Here is a 16,656-nt window from a genome sequence, read left to right as displayed (position 1 = left end):
CTGCATCTCGCAAACAGGCAGGATCAGGCCAGCGCCCCGTGGCAATGCTTGTACTTGTTGCCCGAACCGCAGGGACACGGCGAATTGCGCGGAATGTCCTGTCCGGCATAGGGATTGACCGCCGCGCCGCCCGATGACGCACCAGCTCTTGCGGAGCCGGCCAGAGATCCGAACGTCTCTGCCTGCGATGCGGAGCCGTCGCCGTCATTGCTGTTGTCGAGGCCCGTCAGCGGATCGATGTGACCGGTCAGGAACTCGGGCAGTTCGGGCAGCGCTTCCGGCTGGGGAGCTGCGCGAAGTTCGCTCTTCATCAGGATACTCGTGACATCCTCGCGCAGCGTGTCGAGCAGGCCTTCGAACAGGCCGAATGCCTCCTGCTTGTATTCGTTGATCGGCTGTTTCTGGGCGATGCCGCGCATCCAGATTACCTGGCGAAGCGCATCCAGCGTGGCGAGGTGCTCCTTCCAGTGGTGATCGAGCCGGTCCAGCAGGATGCCCTTCTCCACCCGTTTCCAGATCGACGGATCGGTGGCGGCGATCTTCGCTTCCATCTTTTCGTCGGCCAGTTTCTGAAGGCGTTCCTCGATAATCTCGGGCTCGACCTGGTCCTCTTCCAGCCATGCATCGATGTCGGGCGTCAGGCCGAGAACTTCCGTGGTCCTCTCCTTCAGCCCCTCGATATCCCATTGCTCGGGATAGGAACCCGGAGGACAGGCATTGCCGACGATCGCGTTGATGGTGTCGTGGCGCATATCGACCACGACTTCATCCACCGCATCGGCATCCATGATGTCGGCGCGCTGTTCGTAGATAACCTTGCGCTGGTCGTTCATCACGTCATCGTATTCGACGACCTGCTTGCGCACGTCGTAATTGCGTGCCTCGACCTTCTTCTGTGCCGTCTCGATGGCTTTTGACAGCCATTTGGAGCCGATAGCCTCGCCGTCCTCGAGGTTCGAATTCATCATCCGGGCGAATAGCGTGTCCGGCCCGAAGATGCGCAGAAGGTCGTCTTCGAGGCAGAGATAGAAGCGCGAGAGGCCGGGGTCGCCCTGGCGGCCCGAGCGACCACGCAGCTGGTTGTCGATCCGGCGGCTTTCGTGGCGTTCCGTACCCAGGACGAACAGTCCGCCTGCCTGCAGCACCTGCTCGCGCTCCGCTGCAACTTCTTCTCTGATGCGCGCGATTGCCGCATCGCGGACGGCGCCTTCGGGCATGTCCTTCAGCTCGTCCTCGACGCGAAATTCGACATTGCCGCCCAGCTGGATGTCGGTGCCGCGGCCTGCCATGTTGGTCGCAATGGTCACTGCGCCCAGACGGCCGGCCTGCGCCACGATATGCGCCTCGCTTTCATGGAAGCGGGCATTGAGGACGGAGTGCTTCACGCCTTCCTCGTCGAGGAACTTGCTCAGCAATTCGGATTTCTCGATCGAGACGGTCCCGACCAGCGTCGGCTGCCCGGTCTCGCTCTTCTCGGCGATGGCGCGGGCAATCGCCTTGAACTTGTCGATCGTGTTCTTGTAGAATTCGTCGTCCTCGTCGATCCGCTGGACCGGGACATTGGTCGGGATCTCGACCACGTTCATCTTGTAGATGTCCCAGAATTCGCCCGCCTCCGTCGCGGCCGTACCCGTCATGCCCGACAGCTTCGGATACATGCGGAAATAGTTCTGGAAGGTGATCGAGGCCATGGTCTGGTTCTCGGGCTCGATCTTCACGCCCTCTTTCGCCTCCACGGCCTGATGCAGGCCGTTGGACCAGCGACGGCCATCCATCATGCGCCCGGTGAATTCGTCGATGATGACGACCTTGTCGTCCTTCACGATGTAATCCGTATCGCGCTTGAACATGATGTTCGCTTTCAGCGCCTGGTCGAGGTGGTGAACGACCTGCGTGTTCTCGACGTCGTAGAGATTGTCGGTTTCCAGCACGCCGCTATCGGCCAGAAGCTGCTCGATCGCCTCCGCGCCGTCTTCGGTCCAGCTGATGTTCTTCGTCTTCTCGTCCGCCTCGTACCACTCTGGATCGATCTTCTTCACGATCTCGTCGATCGTGACATACATGTCCGTCTTGTCCTCGGTAGGACCGGAGATGATGAGCGGGGTACGGGCCTCGTCGATCAGGATCGAATCGACCTCGTCGACGATGGCGAAGTTGAAGGGCCGATGGACCATCTGGCTGCGCTCGTGCTTCATGTTGTCGCGCAGATAGTCGAAGCCGAACTCGTTGTTCGTGCCGTAGGTGATGTCCGCCTCGTAGGCGGCCCGGCGTTCCGGCTCGGCGATATTGGGCACGATAACCCCGACCGTCAGGCCAAGCCAGCTGTATAGCTGCCCCATCCATTCCGCGTCGCGGCGGGCGAGATAGTCGTTCACGGTGACGACGTGGACGCCCTTGCCCTCGATCGCGTTGAGATAGGTCGCCAGCGTCGCGACCAGCGTCTTGCCCTCGCCCGTGCGCATTTCGGCAATCTCGCCGCGATGCAGGACGATGCCGCCGATCATCTGAACATCGAAATGCCGCATGCCCAGCACGCGCATCGAGGCCTCGCGCACGGTGGCGAACGCTTCGGGAAGGATGTCGTCAAGCGTCTTGCCGTCCGCCAGCAGGTCGCGGAACTTCTGGGTCTGGCCCTGGAGTTCGGCGTCGCTGAGCGCCTTTACATCGTCTTCCAGCGCGTTGATCTGGTTGACGATCTTGCTGAGCGATTTGACGTAGCGGTCATTGGACGAGCCGAAGAGCGACTTCGCGAGATTCTGGAACATGAGAGCCTACCTGGCGTGAAATCTGTATGGAAACGGGATGAAGATGCGCGCCATCGGGCAGGCGCGCGGGGGGCCTCGCTGGAAAAAGCGAACGGCCAGTTTATTCGCGGGAGCGGTCGATCCGCAGCGCCACCGTCGGCGCGAGCCGCAGCGTGTCGATTACCGGCAGCGGAAGCGCGATCGGAGCACCCCGTCCAGCGGTAACGCTCGAAATCTCAATGCCATACGTCGCAGCGACGTCCGTCGCCATGGCCGCTTCGACCGCCTCGCACGCAGCGGCCGCTTCCGGAGCTTGCCGGGCCTGCACAGGCGCAGCCAGAACCGCGAAACCGGTCAGCATGGCAAGCAGGGTCAGGAAGCGGCGAAGCATGGTGCGGTCCAGATAGGCATGGAATGGTTGCAAGTCCATGTATCATGCCGCCAGCGCTCTGGAAACTTGGCCACGGCTGGCATAACGCGGCTGCATCATGGACCTGGAACGCTCCCCGCTCGCCCTACCCTTCCCCGAAATGCCGTCGATCGGCGGGGTGACGCTGCGCACCGTGCGTGCGGGGTACAAGGACTGGGACCGCGCCGACCTGACCTTTGCCGAACTGGCCGAAGGGACCAGCGTTGCAGGGGTCTTTACGAAAAGCGCCTGCGCATCCACCGAGGTGGAACTGGGCCGTGCACAGGTCGCGCAAGGGGCCGCGCGGGCCCTGATCGTGAACGCGGGCAATTCCAACGCCTTCACCGGATACAGGGGCCGCGAAGCGGTGGAGCGGATCGCCGCGAAGGTCGCCGGCCACCTCGGCTGCGCCGCCGAGCAAGTGTTCGTATCTTCCACCGGGGTCATCGGCGTTCCCCTCCCTATCGACGTGGCGGACGCCGGTCTCGATGCGGTCTTCGATGCGCCTCGGTGCAGCTGGGAAGACGCGGCGCTCGCGATTTCCACCACGGATACGTTTGCGAAGGGATCGCACGCGTCCGCGATGATCGGCGAAGCCCGCGTGGAACTGTGCGGGATCATCAAGGGCAGCGGGATGATCGCTCCCGACATGGCGACGATGCTGGGATATGTCTTTACCGACGCGGCAGTCGCCCCGGCCTTCCTGCAACAGGCGCTGGAAGCCATCAATGCGCGCACCTATTCCTGCATTACGGTCGACGGCGATACGTCCACCAGCGACACGGTCATGGTCTTCGCCACCGGCAAGGCAGGAAACGACACGATTGCCGGTTGGGAGGACGCAGGCGCAGATGCCTTCGTCGCCGCACTGGAAGCGGTATGCCGCGACATGGCGCAGGCCGTCGTACGAGACGGCGAAGGGGCGTCGAAATTCATCGCGATCTCGGTCACAGGCGCCAGCAGCAACGAGAGCGCGCGCATCGTCGGGCTCTCCATCGCCAATTCGCCGCTGGTAAAGACTGCGATTGCCGGTGAGGATGCCAATTGGGGCCGCGTGGTCATGGCCGTCGGAAAGGCGGGCGAACCGGCGGACCGCGACAGGCTGTCGATCGGGTTCGGAGGCCACTGGGCTGCGCGCAATGGCCAGCCGGTCGACGACTTCGACGAGACGCCCCTGGCGCGGCATCTGAAGGGCGACGAGATCACGGTCGAGGTCGATCTGGGCATCGGTGATGGCCGGTCCACCGTCTGGACGTGCGATCTCACCAACGGATACATCGCCATCAACGCCGACTATCGCTCGTGAGCGCCTTGGACGCGCATATCGAGGCGCTGATGCGCCGCGTGACCGAGCAGGCCATCCTGCCGCGCTATCGCAACCTGTCGGACAGCCAGATCGTCGAAAAGGCAGCCGACGACCTCGTGACGATTGCCGACCGCGAGGCGGAAATCATGCTGGCGGAGGGACTCGCGGCAATAGATGCCGGTCCCGCCATTGTCGGCGAGGAAGCCGTTCACGGCGATCCGTCTATCATGGATGCGCTGTCCGGCGATTGCTGGATCATCGATCCGATCGACGGGACGCACAATTTCGCTCACGGTCAACCGCCCTTCGGCATTATCATCGCCCGCAGCGAGGGCGGATTGTGCCGCTCTGGCTGGATCCTGGACTGCCTGACAGGCCGGTTCTGCCATGCGCATAGCTGTACCGGCGCCTTCGTCGATGGGGAGCGGATCCATGCCCGGCCTGCTGGACGGGAAAAACCCGTCGCCGCCATGTCGATGATGTTCCTGACGCCGGAGCAGCAGGAGTTCGCCCGGCTCAAGGTGGCGCCGCATTACGAAATGGTCGAGATACCCCGCTGCGCGGCAGAACAATATCCGCGCCTCGCGCTGGGGCAGAACGACGTCTCCAGCTTCAGACGCTTATTGCCGTGGGACCATGCCGCAGGCGTGCTGTTCCTGAATGAAGCAGGAGGAAAGGCGGCCCGGGGCGACGGATCGGCTTACCGTGTGGACGACATCGACAAGGCCGGCCGGAAAGCCGGGCTCGTCGGTGCATCGTCACCGGAGATGTGGGACGCCTTCGTCGCAGTGCTGCGTGAAGGGACCCGGTAAGAGAAGCTTACAGCTGCTCTTCGATCCAGGATTTCAGCTGGCTCTTCGGCGCGGCTCCAGTCATTTCTGCCACCTTCTCTCCGCCCTTGTAGAGCGCGAGATAAGGAATGCCGCGCACGCCGAGCTGGCTGGGCGTGTCGGTGTTTTCCATGATGTCCATCTTGGTAATCTTGATCCGATCACCCAGTTCGTCGCTGATTTCCTCCAGCGAGGGGCCGATCATCTTGCACGGGCCGCACCATTCGGCCCAGAAATCGACCAGCACGGGCGTATCGCTTTCAAGGACGTCGGACTTGAAACTTGCATCGGTTACGGCGGTGGTTGCCATGGGGAATCTCCAATCTGTGTTGCACGCTACCTAGGCGGTGCCTGCGTCTCATCAACGCCCGGCCCTGCAAACCTTTCCTGCTGCCCCTGCAACGCGGCTTTGTGCGGGGCGAGAACGGCATCCGGAAGGACGAACAATTGCGGCGTCTGGGTGAACAGGACAGCGGCCTCTACCGTCCGGCCGGGATAGATCGCTTCCAGCACCGCGACATAGGCTGCCATCTGCGACAGGATCGACCGTGAAATATCCTCGAGACGTTCCGGCGGGCGGCGGGCGGTCTTGTAATCGACCACGAGGACACGGCCGGGCGTCACCAGCAGGCGATCCGCCGTGCCGCTGATCACCTGCCCACCGACAATGGCCGTCAGCGGCACTTCCGCAAGGGAGCGCGGGGTGAACAGGTCGGCAAAGCCTGCCTCGTCCAGGACGGACAGGGCAGCTTGCAACATCCCTCCCCGTGCTTCCTCGTCGAAGTCGGCGGCCTGCCGGGCAAGCCAGCGCTGCCCCGCCTCCGCGCGTTTTTCCCTCGCGACATCGGGCAGCCTTTCCAGCAAGCCGTGGATGACGGTTCCGCGCCGCGCGGCCTGCGCCGCGATTTCCGGCGGAAGCGGCGGGTCGGCCCCGCGGTCGTCTCCGGCGGCAGACGGTGCGAGCGGACGGGGCGGACGCGGCTCGGGACCGATCAGCCGGGTCGCCCATTCGGGCACATCAATCAGCCCGGCACCCGCGTTCGGTGCACCAACCTGCTGCGGCTCCACCTCGGGCATCATGCCATATCCTGCAGTGCCGCCCCAGATCGGGTCTTCATAGAACGTGCCATCCACCAGCGGCGCAAGGCGGGCGTACCAGCTATCCTCGTTCGGCTCGTCCTCTCTCAGCCCCAGCGCACCGCCGACATACAGCGCTTCTTCGGCGCGGGTCATTGCGACGTAGAGCAGGCGCCAGTGCTCCTCCAGTTCCTCCTTCTTCCGCCTCTCGTCCTCTTCGGCGAGCGGGCCGAGCCGGTCGTCCTTGCCGATCGGGGGAAGCGGAAGCCGGGAATCGCCGGTGTTATCGGCGGCCAGCGACAGGCCCGAATGGCGCGATGCGTGCGGATTACCGGTAGCATCGGCAAGAATGACAATGGGAGCCTGCAATCCCTTCGATCCGTGTACCGTCATCACGCGGACGAGGCCGCCGCTGCCGCCTGCCTCCCGCTTCACCTCGCCCTCGCCCGCGTCGAACCATTGAAGGAAGCCGGCTGTGCTGGCCACGTGCGACGCGGAATAGGCGAAAGCTGCGTTGACCAGTTCGTCTATCGGGTCGTTCGCTTCGCTGCCCAGCCTGCCGACCAGCTTGCGCCGCCCGTTCCACGGCCCTGCCAGCATCCAGTGCAGCAGCGCTTCGGGCGGTTCGAAATCCATCCGGGCAAGCAGATCGCGCAATTTCGCGACGGAGGCGACTACCAGCCGGTCTTCCGAACGGCGCAAGTGGTCCCACAGGGCGACGCCGCGCGGACGATAGCCATGATGCAGCAGGTCGTCCTGCGTCCAACCGCCAAGCGGGGAGACGAGGACATGGGCCAGGTTGAGATCGTCGAGCGGGTTCACCCCGAACCGCAGCGCCGCGACGAGGTCCTTCACGGCCAGCGGTGCGCCCAACCTCAGCCGGTCCACCCCTGCAACCGGCACGCCGGCTGCATGAAGGCGGGCAACGATAAGACCGGCCAGTTCCTTGCGCTTGCGGACCAGCACCATGATGTCGCCCGGGCCCGCCATGCGCTCGCTCCCCTTTGCAAGAGGGTGTCCCTCGTCGAGCCATTTGCGAACCTGTGCCGCGATCCGGTCGGCCATGCTGCGTTCGGGTCCGGGCAGCCAGCTATCGTCGGCCTGTTCGCCCTCGTCCTGCCTGTCCTCCTCCTTCGCGCTGACCGGTCGCCACAATTCGACATAGCCTGCCTGCGGCGCGCCGCGATGTTTCGAAGGCGGCTCTTTCAGCCCCAGTTGCTCCCAGCCAATGGCATCTACCGCCTCGTCCACGAAATCGAGAACCGGCTGCGTTGTCCGGAAGCTGCGATCGAGGTCGAGGTCCTGGAGGTCGCGCAGGGCCAGTGGCGGCGCGCTGCGATTATCGCGTGCAAACTCGCGAGCGGCCGCCGCTGCCTCGGCAATGCGCGTGGCATAGGCCTGTTTCGCGATGGCGAAGTTTTCCGGGCTGGTTCCCTGGAAGCGGAAGATCGCCTGCTTGTAATCGCCGACCACGAATATCGTGCGCAGCTTGTCGCCCTGCTGGCCGATACCGGTGAAGAAGTCTTCCGTCAGGGCGTCGATGATGGACCACTGGGCCGCATTCGTGTCCTGTGCCTCGTCGACCAGGATATGATCGAACTGGCGATCGAGCTTGTATCGGATCCAGCCGGCCATATCCTTGTCGGACAGCAATTGCGCAGCGCGGCGGATCTGGTCATCGAAGTCGATCAGTCCTTCGCGGGTCTTCGCCTCTTCCCACGCCAGGGCAAACGAGCGCCCCAGCGCGAGGGCGGGCGCCAGCCATTCGGCCAGCGCCAACAGGCGCGCCTGTTGCTCTATCGCGGCAAGGTTTTCCCGCACGCGCTCGACCGGTTCGGCATAGTCGGGATCCCGCTTCAGGATATTGGACAGTCCCTTCGGCGTGCCGGTCATAGTGAACAGCGTTCCGGCAAAACCGTCCAGCGTGCGATAGCGATCGGCGCTGGCTGACGACAGCCAGCCGTCGATGAACTCGGTCGCCTCGCGCCCCGTCTTCGTGTCCCAGTCCGCCAGGGTCTGCCTGCAACGACGCAGGGAGGCGATGTCGAAACGCTCGTCGCTGCACAAATCGGCTATGGCCGTTTCATCGATATCCGCCGGCAGGCCGAACAGCTGCAGCAGCCTCCCTCGCATCGGCGGTTGCCATCCGGCAGGGCCGAACCAGGCCTCGCGTGCGCCAGCGCATTGCATCAGCCAGCCAAAAGCTCCGTCGGGGCCGAGACGCACGCTGAGATCGGCCAGCGCATCCCTTTCTGCGTCGGTGCCATCGGCGATGACCCGGGTCAGGACCTCGCGGGAAAGCAGGACGCGGTCGCGGTCTTCCATGGCACGGGTGCCGGGCAGGAGGTCAGCCTCTTCGGGAAACGCCGCCAGGAGATATTGCGAGAAGGCATGGATCGTATCGATCCGCAGGCCGCCGCCCGGGCAATCGAGCACCTGCGCGAACAGGGTCCGCGCGCGCCGAAGCGTTTCCCTGTCGGTCGGTGCGCCGATGGCGCTGAGCTCCCCCGCCAGCTTCACCTCGTCCAGCCGGACCCAGCGCGCCAGCACGTCGTTCACCCGGGTCGCCATCTCGGCCGCACCCGCCTTCGTGAATGTCAGGCAGAGCAAGGTTTCCGGACGGCAATCCTCCTGCAACAGCAGGCGCAGGACACGGGCGGACAGCACCTGTGTCTTGCCGGTCCCGGCGCTGGCCGACAGCCATACGCTGTCACCCGGATTCACCGCATCGGCCTGCGCGCCCTTCAGCGCATGGACTTCGCCGCTCATGCGCGTTCTCCCCCGGCAGGTTCGTCCTGGTCCCGTCCCAGCCATTCCTCCAGCCGCATGAGCTGGTCATAGGTATCGTATCCCGGTGCGTCGGGATTGAGGCGCGCCGTAAACGGGGCGCTGCCGAGAATGTAGTCGTCCAGCGCATTTTCGAGGAAGGACAGCGCCTTGGGCAGGAACTCTTCCGGCGGGATGCCGCTGCGCTTGTTGCCGGTTTTCAAAGGTGTCTCGATATAGCCGAACCCGGTCTCGCTCGACTTCGATTTCGCCAGCGACCAGTATTCGAAGGCTTCGGCAGAGCCTTCGAACCCCTCGAAGCCGCCTTTTTCCAGCATGATGCCGAGTGTGCCAAGTTGGAGGGCATAGCCCGCCTCGACCTGCGATCCCGATGGCGGGCTGCCCGTCTTGTAATCGACGACTGCAAAACTGCCATCGGACAACCGGTCCAGCCGGTCGATGCGGCCATTAATGGAGACGCCGCGATAGGTGATCTCGCCGCGCCGTTCGAACAGGACAGGCTCGCGCTCGCCATCGGCATCCAGGGTCTGCTGCACCCAGTCGAGAGCGCGCAGCAGGCGCGGCTCCCACAGGTGCCGCGTCAGCGGATGGGCGTTCATTTCCTGCAGCCGCTCCTGCGCAATGGCGTGCATCTCGCCCTCTTCGAGATGCCAGCGCTCGAGGATGTCGTGCGCGAGCTCGCCCTGCCAGGCAGGCGTCGGCTCCGCGTCCAGCCTGTCCCAGTCGCGCAAGCCCATGATCTGCGCGGCATAGAACTGATAGGGATCGGACCGCAGCCGGTCGAGCGCGGTGACGGAAACCGGAACCTGCCTCTGCGCGTGTGACGGCACGGGTTTTGGCTGGGTCGCCGGCGTCACCTCGTCCGGCTTGTCCAGCGCTTCGGCGATGTGCGGAATTTGCGTCTCTTCATGCGACGCGCGCAGATCGCCGCCAAGCAGGGCCTTCACCCGCAGCCAGAACCGCGAGGCGATAGCCGGTCCGTCCGCATCGCGCTGCGACCGGCTGAGCACGACTTCAGGCGCGCCAAGCGCCCCGGCGAGGTCGTGGGCGGACAGGCCGATCCGGAACTCTGCCGATGGCACGCCCAATGCGCGCAGGACTGCCGGTGCGAGAAGCGGCTCCGCGCCGGTTCGCGCTGGCCAGTTTCCTTCGTTGAGACCCGCGCACACGACCATGTCGGCGCGGCTCATCCGCGCTTCCAGCAAGCCGTAGACCGCGATACGAGGATGGCCGCCATAAGGTGGGCGAACGGCGATGTCTCCCAGCGCGTCGAGCAGGACCGTATGCAGGTCCCGCGGATCGATGGCGAAGCCGGTTTCGCGCGACCACAGCCTCCAGTCCTCGATGAAGGAGGACAGCGCCCGTCCATCTTCCTGCGCCCAGAGCTCCTCGCCGCACAATGCCTCGCCTGCCGTCACCAGCAGGTCGAGACTGTCCGACAGGGTCATGTCCTGCGCGGCACCGACCAGCGGCAGGAGAACGGTTTTGATGTCGCTCCACCATTCTGCCACCCCGGCTTTCGCTGCAACCGGGTCCAGAGGGTCGAGCCCCGGGGCCTGCCGCGGTCCGCGAAGGCGGCGATCGAATGCCCTGAGAGCCGCAAGATGCGCGCGCCTTTCCTCGCCCCGGCGAACCAGCGGATGGCCGAGCAAGCCGACAAGCGGCACGGGCGCCGCATCCTCTGCAACGACCTCAGCCAGCAAAAGGAGCAGGCGCCCGGCGGGTGTTTGCGACAGCGGGCGGCCGGCGCTGTCGTCGGCTTCGATATTCCAGCGCCGCAAATGCTGGACCACGCGCCGCGCGAGGGCACGGTCGGGAGTGACGACGGCGACCCGCTTCTCCGGTGTTTCCAACGCCTGCCGCGCCAGCAGCGCAATCGCCTGCGCCTCTGCTTCGGGAGAAGTGCTCTCCATCAGCCGCACCCCCGAGAGGCGGCGGCGATCGGCGGGAAGGTCGACCCAGCACGTGCTCGCCTCCGGAGGCAGGAACAGCGCCCCGATGGCATGGCTCCGCTCCGGCGGCGCAGCGCCCATGCCGCGGCGATGCCAGTGCCGGACTTCGCCCCGCGCCACACCCATGCGATTGAGCAGCAGCTTGAGATGATATTGCGGATGGGTCGCTGCATCACCCTTGGCGAACGGGGCGTCTTCAGGCGTCGGGCGGGCTCCGGCCCTGCCCAGTTCATCCCACACCTCGTCCTCCATGCCGAGATCGAGATCGGGCAGGATTACTGCCCCCTGAGGCAATTCGCTCACGACTTTCAGCAGCCTCGCCAGCGACGGCGATGCGCTTGTCACACCCGCTGCCACTACGGGGTTTTCGGGAGCATTCGTGCGCCATGCACGCGCCGCCGCATCGAACAACAGGTTGCGCCGCGTACCGGCATCCACTGCATCGAGCCGCTCCAGCTCGGCCAGCCATTTGCGTTGCACGACCGCGAAACGGTGCAGGCTTTTCTGCCAGTGGCCGGCAAGATCGCCGAACAATTGCAGCACCCTGTCGGACAGCAATTCGTCCGGCGTCACTTCCTCTACCAGCAAGCGGTCCATCGTCTGACCGAAATCGCGCGCCAGCTTCACCAGCGCGGGCGCAGGCGGGGCATCGCGGCCCATCTCGTCGCGCAAAATGTCGGCCAGTACGAACAGGCGGCGTACCGGATCGATCGCAGGCGGGATATCGGGCATGTCCAGAGGATCGAGAAGCGGCCCCAGCGTATCGTCGAGGTCGAGATCGCCGACCACGACCATGCGCGGTAGCAGCATGCCCTGCTGGCCGGTCTCGCCGAGCAGCCTGATGAACGCCTCCGTCACCGTGCGCGCGGCACGTGAACTTGGCAGCAGCAGGGTCAGCCGGGCCAGACCGACATCGTCTTCCGCATATCGCGGCAGCAGGCCCGCGACCAGGGCATCGGCGAAGCCGCGGTGGGCCGCAATCGAGTAGACGTCCGGCCCTGCGCGATCAGCCACGCTGCAGTGCATCCTCGGTCGGACGGATTGCCTGGGGCGTGCCCACTTCGAACCAGGTGCCGGTGAATGGCAGGCCGTAAAGCCGCCCTTCTTCCAACGCGCGATTCCACAGGATATTGGTCGAGAATTTCTCTATCATGCTGTCGCGAAGCAGGCGGTGCGATACGATCTGAATGCCGGTATAGATGAAGGGTGCAATACGGTCCGCCCGACGCCGCGAAACGCGGCCCTTCGGATCGAGGTAGAAATCCCCCGCCCCGCTGAAGTTCAGCGCGCGCGCATGCGGCACCACCAGCAGCAGCGCATCCATGATGGCCGGGTCCCATCTCTGCGACAGGTCGGCAAAGGCATTTTGCGGACCGTCGAGCCAGATATTGTCGGAATTCAGGCAGAAGAACGGATCGGGCAGCAGTTCCTTCGCCTTGACCATGCCTCCGCCCGTCTCGAGCAGCTCCGCGCGCTCGTCCGAGATCGTGACGGCGGGCGCTTCCCGCTCGGCAAGATGCGCCTCCAGCGAGTCGGCCAGATAGTGGACGTTCACGACCGCCTTCGCGATGCCCGCTTCGCCCAGCCGGTCCAGCGTATGGTCGATCAGGGGTTTACCCGCGACCCGCACCAGCGGTTTGGGCTGCGAAGCGGTCAGGGGCCGCATCCGCTTGCCCATGCCAGCCGCCATGACCATCGCCGTATCGCTGGCAAGACCGGTCATGCGAGCTTGCCGCCGCGATCCGCCCGGACCGTGCCGGGGATATTCTCGTCGAACCACGCTGCCACGGGGGACAGCGCCGGATGGGCGAGATCGCGCTCCATCGCCTCCCACACGCGGGGGATGAAATCGAGATAGCGCGGCTTTCCATCGCGGCGGTGAAGGCGGGTGAAAATGCCGACGATCTTGGCGTTACGCTGCGCGCCGAGCCGGGCGTAATCACCAGCAAAATCCGCGCCTGCGCCGCTTGCCGAGACATAGCGTTTCAGCATCTTCGCCTCCAGTTCGCGGGGAACTTCGCGCCGCGCGTCCTGCAAGAGGGAAACCAGGTCGTAGGCCGGGTGGCCGACCAGTGCATCCTGGAAATCTATCAATCCCTGCTCGCCATGCCCCTGTTCATCGGGACCGAGCAGCATGATGTTTTCCGCGTGGTAGTCGCGCAGCACGGTAACACCGGATTCCTGCCGTTCGAGCAGGGGTTGAAGCGCTTCTTCCCACGCCGCGTCGAAGCCGGCCGCGTCAACGTCCAGTCCGGCCGCAGGACAATACCATTCCGTGAACAGCCGCGCCTCGCGCAGATAGGTCGCCATGTCGTACGGATCGAACGGACCGGCTGGCCGCCGGTGCAGGTCGACAAGCGCGTCGATCGCCGCTTCATAAGCGCCAAGTTCGCCCGCGGGGTGGACATCCAGCCAGTCGCGCATCCGGTCGTCGCCGAAATCTTCGGTGAGTACCCAGCCCGCACCCGCATCCTCCGCGATGATCTGCGGGGCTCGTTGCCCGTGCTCGGACAACCACTTCGCCACCTTGAGGAAAGGTTCGGGGTCTTCCTCCGGCGGCGGGGCGTACATCAGCATTGCTTTCGCATCGCCGCTGCGAAGGCGGAAATAGCGGCGGAAGGACGCATCGCCGGCGAGCGGGGCGATATCCGCCCCTGCCCAGCCCGCGCTCCCGAGAAACTCTGCGATTCCGTCTGGCAATTCACTCATGCAAAGCGCTTTAGCCAATCGCGGCCCCGCGCAATAGTCGCCGCGCGTCCTTCGCCAACACTTTCCAGCGTTACAGAGAGGCATCCCGCCTCGTGTCCGAAACCGCCTGCATGATCCGGCCATTCTGCCAGCAGGACAGCGCCGTGGCGGTAGTCGTCCAGCCCGAGCTCGTCGACCTCGTCAGGATGCTCGAGCCGGTAGAAATCGGCATGGACTACGGGCGGAGCAGTGCTCTCGTATTCCTGCAGGATGGTGAAGGTCGGCGAGGGAACTTCTCCCTCGTGCCCCAGCGCATGGATGATGGCCCGGGCGAGCGTGGTCTTGCCAGCGCCCAGCCCGCCACTGAGCGCGACGACATCGCCCGGCTTAAGCAGTGCGGCGATGCGCGCGCCCAGCGCATCCATCGCGGCCAGATCGGGCAGGTCGATGGTCACGGGAGGTGAATGATCGCCGTCGTGCCGACGCCGCGCTCCGAATGAATTTCCAGCGAACCGCCATGCAGTTCCGCCAATTGCCGGGCGAGCGGTATGCCGAGACCCTGACGGCGCTCCAGCCCTTCGCCGTCTTCGGCAGGGCGCAGGCCGTCCATTGCGCGGGACAATTCCTCTGCTGTCATCCCGCGGCCATTGTCGGAGACGACGATCCTGACACCGTCCTTCTTTCGCGACAGATCGACCAGCAGCTTGCCGCCTTTCGGCGTTGCCTCGATCGCATTGTCCAGCAGGTGGCCCACGGCGCGGCCGAGCTGGCGCGGGTCCGCTTCCAGCCGCGCGGTCTGGCTGCCGCGCAGGTCGAGCGACAGCCCCTTCCCGACGATCGCCTGCTCGCGCTCGCGCACGATGCCGGTCACGAATTTCTGCAGTTCAAGCTTCTGTTTGGCGATCGGGAGAAGGCCCGCCTCGCCCTGCGACAGGTCGAGGACATTCTCGACCTGCTCGGTCAGCCGGCCGACGGATTCGATGATCGCCTGCGTATATTCGCGGCCCTGCGGCGAAAGGTCGCCGGCGACACCGCTGTCGATAAGCTCGGCGAAGCCTCCGATCGAGGTGAGCGGCGTCCGGAATTCGTAGGACATGTTGGCGAGGAAACGCGTCTTCACCTGGTCTGCCGCTTCCAGTGCCTGGTTGCGTTCGCGCAGGGCCGTTTCGGCCTGTTCGTTGGCCGTCACGTCGAGCGCTGTCAGAAGTCCGTTGCCATCGGGCAGCGGCACGCCCGCGAACTCCAGCGTCCGGCCATCGGCCATGGCGATCCGGCCAGCCGTTTGCTTGCGATCGAGGGTGGCGCTGCGGATCGTCTCCCCGATAGATTTCACACGCGGCGGGCGCGACAATCCCGGGGCAATCGCGGCCAGCAATTCGTCGGCAGCGGGATGGGTGTCCAGCAAGGCCTCGTCGACACCCCATGTCGCGGCGAAGGAGCGGTTCCAGACCTGCAGGCGCCCGTCCGGCGCGAACACGGCGAGCGCTTCGAACAGGCTGTCGAACGTGGCCGTCCGGGTGCGCAGCATGGTGTCCCTGGTCGCGGAAAGGGCAAGCTGTTCGGTCCGGTCTTCCGCGATGAGCATCAGGCCGCCATCGGGCATCGGCTGCGCCACGATCGCGAGGTGCGTTCCATCGGCAAGCGGCCAGTTTTCTTCCTGCACCTGGTCGACCGAGAACCATTCCAGGTGCTCCTTGCGCCAGGCAGGGAAGTCGCGGACCTCCGGCGTGCGGTTTTCCTCGCGCGCTTCCGTCAGCCAGCGGTCGAAGGCCATGCCCAGCGTTCCGCTGCCGGGCCGAATGCCGAAAATGCGCCGGAAAGGCTGGTTGGCAAAGGCGAGCTTGCGCTCCCCGTCGAACTGCGCCACCCCGACGGACAGCCGGTCCAGCATGGAACGCTGCGCTTCGGAATAGGCGCGGTGGCCACGGGCCTGCTGCTCCATATCCTCGATATCGACGGCATATCCCGCAATGCCTTCGCCCTGGACCGGCAGGTCGCTGACACGCAGCGCGCGCCGTTCCCCGTCGATGGTCGCCTGGACGATGCGTTCGATCGGCTGCGCCTGCTGCGAGGCTTGCCCGGCGATTTGCGCGGCGGTCAGCCCGTCCACGCTTTCCACCAGTTCGATCTGCTGCGCGATCACATTGTCGGCCGTGCCGCCATCGACTGCCTCGACATAGGAGGCATTCACCAGCCTGAGCTTCGTATCGCGCCCGCGGAACCACATCGGCATGGGCGCCGCCTCGATCAGATTGACCAGCGCGGCGAAGTCGCCCTTCGCCCGGCTCGTCTCTTCGCGCATCCGCGCAAGCTCGGTCTCGCTCTCGCTGAAATCGAAGACCCACACGATGGCCGCCCCGCCCGGCGAAATCTGCGCGTCTGCCAGATTGCCCCTGAGGGCAAGGCTGCGCTGCGAACCCGGTACGCTCAGCTCCATCCGGAACGGAGCTGCCGTTTTCTGTGCGCGGCGGACATGACCGGTCAGTTCCTCCAGCTGTTCGGGAGACAGGCCGGTTTCTTCGTCACGGTGCAGTTCGCTCAGGAATTCGGGCATTTTCGGCAGGCCGAGCCAGTGCGCCAGGCGTGCAGACCCTTCGATCCGGCCATCGCTGCGGACCAGCAGCGGGATTGCCGGCGCCTCGTCGATCATTCGGGCAAGGCGACGTGCGGCATGGCGGCTGGCCTCGGCCTCGCGGTTGCGCGAACCCGCCGCGATCAGCAGCCCGGCTGCGGCCGCCGTCCACGCCGCCAGCAGCAGCGCGATGAAGACCAGTGCTGTGGAGGACAATTCCATGGCATTCCAGCTATTAGGGCAGGCCGCCCGATGCAACGCCTGCGGAAACGAAAAACCCCCGCTGCCTTG

At 65.1% G+C, this 16,656-nt stretch carries 11 protein-coding genes; 2 read left to right on the top strand and 9 right to left on the bottom strand.

Annotation, left to right across the window (positions count from 1 at the left end; translation table 11 throughout):
- Positions 1–23 precede the first annotated feature (23 nt).
- Together secA and ACGHJ7_RS01025 are read right to left on the bottom strand one after the other, a co-directional pair.
- Positions 24–2,765, bottom strand: a complete 2,742-nt coding sequence (gene secA, locus ACGHJ7_RS01030) for a preprotein translocase subunit SecA (RefSeq protein WP_390473837.1) — start codon at positions 2,763–2,765, stop codon at positions 24–26.
- A gap of 100 nt (positions 2,766–2,865) precedes the next feature.
- A complete protein-coding gene (locus ACGHJ7_RS01025) occupies positions 2,866–3,174 on the bottom strand; it encodes a hypothetical protein (protein ID WP_390473835.1) in 309 nt (102 codons plus the stop codon).
- Between the two features lie 58 nt (positions 3,175–3,232).
- Here ACGHJ7_RS01025 and argJ point away from each other — a divergent pair, with 58 nt between their 5' ends.
- Positions 3,233–4,459 (top strand): bifunctional glutamate N-acetyltransferase/amino-acid acetyltransferase ArgJ, encoded by a 1,227-nt coding sequence (argJ, locus tag ACGHJ7_RS01020; RefSeq protein ID WP_390473833.1) that lies wholly within the window; start codon positions 3,233–3,235, stop codon positions 4,457–4,459.
- Positions 4,460–4,488: 29 nt separating this feature from the next.
- Entirely contained in the window at positions 4,489–5,271 is a 783-nt protein-coding gene (locus ACGHJ7_RS01015; RefSeq protein ID WP_390474095.1) for an inositol monophosphatase family protein, read from the top strand.
- A 7-nt stretch (positions 5,272–5,278) separates the two neighbouring features.
- On the opposite strand, the gene trxA is transcribed toward ACGHJ7_RS01015, so the two are convergent.
- The 7 genes from trxA to ACGHJ7_RS00980 are packed head-to-tail and all read right to left on the bottom strand — an operon-like array spanning position 5,279 to position 16,587.
- Positions 5,279–5,599 carry a thioredoxin gene (gene trxA / locus ACGHJ7_RS01010; protein WP_390473831.1) on the bottom strand — a complete coding sequence of 107 codons (321 nt, stop codon included), beginning with the start codon at positions 5,597–5,599 and terminating at the stop codon, positions 5,279–5,281.
- Between the two features lie 26 nt (positions 5,600–5,625).
- Complete coding sequence (addA, locus tag ACGHJ7_RS01005; protein ID WP_390473830.1) at positions 5,626–9,135, bottom strand: double-strand break repair helicase AddA; 3,510 nt, start codon at positions 9,133–9,135, stop codon at positions 5,626–5,628.
- Positions 9,132–12,119 carry a PD-(D/E)XK nuclease family protein gene (locus ACGHJ7_RS01000; RefSeq protein ID WP_390473828.1) on the bottom strand — a complete coding sequence of 996 codons (2,988 nt, stop codon included), beginning with the start codon at positions 12,117–12,119 and terminating at the stop codon, positions 9,132–9,134. Before ACGHJ7_RS01000 ends, addA begins: the two co-directional genes overlap by 4 nt.
- Positions 12,112–12,828: a nucleotidyltransferase family protein gene (locus tag ACGHJ7_RS00995; RefSeq protein ID WP_390473826.1), complete on the bottom strand. Its 717-nt coding sequence runs from the start codon at positions 12,826–12,828 to the stop codon at positions 12,112–12,114. Before ACGHJ7_RS00995 ends, ACGHJ7_RS01000 begins: the two co-directional genes overlap by 8 nt.
- Positions 12,825–13,814, bottom strand: coding sequence for an aminoglycoside phosphotransferase family protein (locus ACGHJ7_RS00990; RefSeq protein WP_390473824.1), 990 nt, complete (start codon positions 13,812–13,814; stop codon positions 12,825–12,827). The genes ACGHJ7_RS00995 and ACGHJ7_RS00990 overlap by 4 nt, the downstream gene beginning before the upstream one ends.
- A complete protein-coding gene (gene tsaE / locus ACGHJ7_RS00985) occupies positions 13,811–14,248 on the bottom strand; it encodes a tRNA (adenosine(37)-N6)-threonylcarbamoyltransferase complex ATPase subunit type 1 TsaE (protein WP_390473823.1) in 438 nt (145 codons plus the stop codon). Before tsaE ends, ACGHJ7_RS00990 begins: the two co-directional genes overlap by 4 nt.
- Positions 14,245–16,587, bottom strand: a complete 2,343-nt coding sequence (locus ACGHJ7_RS00980) for an ATP-binding protein (protein ID WP_390473821.1) — start codon at positions 16,585–16,587, stop codon at positions 14,245–14,247. The genes tsaE and ACGHJ7_RS00980 overlap by 4 nt, the downstream gene beginning before the upstream one ends.
- Positions 16,588–16,656: the final 69 nt, after the last annotated feature.

Source organism: Altererythrobacter sp. MTPC7 (assembly GCF_042851395.1).
Taxonomy (GTDB): domain Bacteria; phylum Pseudomonadota; class Alphaproteobacteria; order Sphingomonadales; family Sphingomonadaceae; genus CAJXSN01.
Note: the sequence above shows the minus strand (reverse complement) of the source record. Positions and strands in the feature narration are given on the sequence as shown.